The following is a 3,150-nucleotide window of genomic DNA, read 5'->3' as shown; positions in this document are numbered from 1 at the left end:
ATTCAAATGTGGTTAAGTCCTCGATCGATTAGTATCTGTCAGCTCCATGTGTCGCCACACTTCCACCTCAGACCTATCAACCTGATCATCTTTCAGGGATCTTACTTCCTTGCGGAATGGGAAATCTCATCTTGAGGGGGGCTTCATGCTTAGATGCTTTCAGCACTTATCCCGTCCGCACATAGCTACCCAGCGATGCCCTTGGCAGAACAACTGGTACACCAGCGGTGCGTCCATCCCGGTCCTCTCGTACTAAGGACAGCTCCTCTCAAATTTCCTGCGCCCGCGACGGATAGGGACCGAACTGTCTCACGACGTTCTGAACCCAGCTCGCGTACCGCTTTAATGGGCGAACAGCCCAACCCTTGGGACCGACTACAGCCCCAGGATGCGATGAGCCGACATCGAGGTGCCAAACCTCCCCGTCGATGTGGACTCTTGGGGGAGATAAGCCTGTTATCCCCGGGGTAGCTTTTATCCGTTGAGCGATGGCCCTTCCATGCGGAACCACCGGATCACTAAGCCCGACTTTCGTCCCTGCTCGACTTGTAGGTCTCGCAGTCAAGCTCCCTTGTGCCTTTACACTCTGCGAATGATTTCCAACCATTCTGAGGGAACCTTTGGGCGCCTCCGTTACCTTTTAGGAGGCGACCGCCCCAGTCAAACTGCCCACCTGACACTGTCTCCCCGCCCGATAAGGGCGGCGGGTTAGAAGGTCAATACAGCCAGGGTAGTATCCCACCGATGCCTCCACCGAAGCTAGCGCTCCGGTTTCCAAGGCTCCTACCTATCCTGTACAAGCTGTACCAACATTCAATATCAGGCTGCAGTAAAGCTCCACGGGGTCTTTCCGTCCTGTCGCGGGTAACCTGCATCTTCACAGGTACTATAATTTCACCGAGTCTCTCGTTGAGACAGTGCCCAGATCGTTGCGCCTTTCGTGCGGGTCGGAACTTACCCGACAAGGAATTTCGCTACCTTAGGACCGTTATAGTTACGGCCGCCGTTTACTGGGGCTTCAATTCGCACCTTCGCTTACGCTAAGCGCTCCTCTTAACCTTCCAGCACCGGGCAGGCGTCAGCCCCTATACTTCGCCTTGCGGCTTCGCAGAGACCTGTGTTTTTGCTAAACAGTCGCCTGGGCCTATTCACTGCGGCTCTCTCGGGCTTGCACCCTAACAGAGCACCCCTTCTCCCGAAGTTACGGGGTCATTTTGCCGAGTTCCTTAACGAGAGTTCTCTCGATCACCTTAGGATTCTCTCCTCGCCTACCTGTGTCGGTTTGCGGTACGGGCACCTCTCACCTCGCTAGAGGCTTTTCTTGGCAGTGTGGAATCAGGAACTTCGCTACTATATTTCGCTCGCCATCACAGCTCAGCCTTATGGGAAACGGATTTGCCTATTTCCCAGCCTAACTGCTTGGACGCGGATATCCAATACCGCGCTTACCCTATCCTCCTGCGTCCCCCCATTGCTCAAATGGTGAGGAGGTGGTACAGGAATATCAACCTGTTGTCCATCGCCTACGCCTTTCGGCCTCGGCTTAGGTCCCGACTAACCCTGAGCGGACGAGCCTTCCTCAGGAAACCTTAGGCATTCGGTGGAGGGGATTCTCACCCCTCTTTCGCTACTCATACCGGCATTCTCACTTCTAAGCGCTCCACCAGTCCTTCCGGTCTGGCTTCTCTGCCCTTAGAACGCTCTCCTACCACTGTTCGAAGAACAGTCCGCAGCTTCGGTGATACGTTTAGCCCCGGTACATTTTCGGCGCAGAGTCACTCGACCAGTGAGCTATTACGCACTCTTTAAATGGTGGCTGCTTCTAAGCCAACATCCTGGTTGTCTAAGCAACTCCACATCCTTTTCCACTTAACGTATACTTTGGGACCTTAGCTGGCGGTCTGGGCTGTTTCCCTTTCGACTACGGATCTTATCACTCGCAGTCTGACTCCCAAGGATAAGTCATTGGCATTCGGAGTTTGACTGAATTCGGTAACCCGGTAGGGGCCCCTAGTCCAATCAGTGCTCTACCTCCAAGACTCTTACCTTGAGGCTAGCCCTAAAGCTATTTCGGAGAGAACCAGCTATCTCCAGGTTCGATTGGCATTTCACCCCTACCCACACCTCATCCCCGCACTTTTCAACGTGCGTGGGTTCGGGCCTCCATTCAGTGTTACCTGAACTTCACCCTGGACATGGGTAGATCACCTGGTTTCGGGTCTACGACCACGTACTCATGCGCCCTATTCAGACTCGCTTTCGCTGCGGCTCCGCATCTTCTGCTTAACCTTGCACGGGATCGTAACTCGCCGGTTCATTCTACAAAAGGCACGCCATCACCCGTTAACGGGCTCTGACTACTTGTAGGCACACGGTTTCAGGATCTCTTTCACTCCCCTTCCGGGGTGCTTTTCACCTTTCCCTCACGGTACTGGTTCACTATCGGTCACTAGGGAGTATTTAGCCTTGGGAGATGGTCCTCCCGGATTCCGACGGAATTTCACGTGTTCCGCCGTACTCAGGATCCACTCTGGAGAGAACGAAGTTTTGACTACAGGGCTGTTACCTCCTATGGCGGGCCTTTCCAGACCTCTTCATCTACCTCGTTCTTTTGTAACTCCGTATAGAGTGTCCTACAACCCCAAGAGGCAAGCCTCTTGGTTTGGGCTGTTCCCGTTTCGCTCGCCGCTACTCAGGGAATCGCATTTGCTTTCTCTTCCTCCGGGTACTTAGATGTTTCAGTTCCCCGGGTCTGCCTTCTCATATCCTATGAATTCAGATATGGATACCACTCCATTACGAGTGGTGGGTTTCCCCATTCGGAAATCTCCGGATCAAAGCTTGCTTACAGCTCCCCGAAGCATATCGGTGTTCGTCCCGTCCTTCATCGGCTCCTAGTGCCAAGGCATCCACCGTGCGCCCTTTCTAACTTAACCGTTAAAAAGAATCACTATGTGATATCTTGTGTTACTAATTGAATGTGATGTCTACTGTTATCTAGTTTTCAAAGAACAACGCATAGGACGTGCTAACACATGCGTTACCACAGGATGTGGTGCATGTAGCAGGTGATCCTATATTCGAAGGAATGATCCTTCAAAACTAAACAAGACAGGGAACGTTCTGTTTATAAGACCCAAGGTCTTATAT

General features: G+C 52.7%; 1 rRNA gene. It reads right to left on the bottom strand.

What is annotated here, in order from left to right:
- Positions 1–8: 8 nt before the first annotated feature.
- Positions 9–2,936 (bottom strand): 23S ribosomal RNA (locus BTW01_RS17740).
- Between the last annotated feature and the right edge of the window lie 214 nt (positions 2,937–3,150).

Source organism: Bacillus sp. SKDU12 (genome assembly GCF_010093085.1).
GTDB lineage: Bacteria > Bacillota > Bacilli > Bacillales > Bacillaceae > Bacillus > Bacillus mexicanus.
Note: the sequence above shows the minus strand (reverse complement) of the source record. Positions and strands in the feature narration are given on the sequence as shown.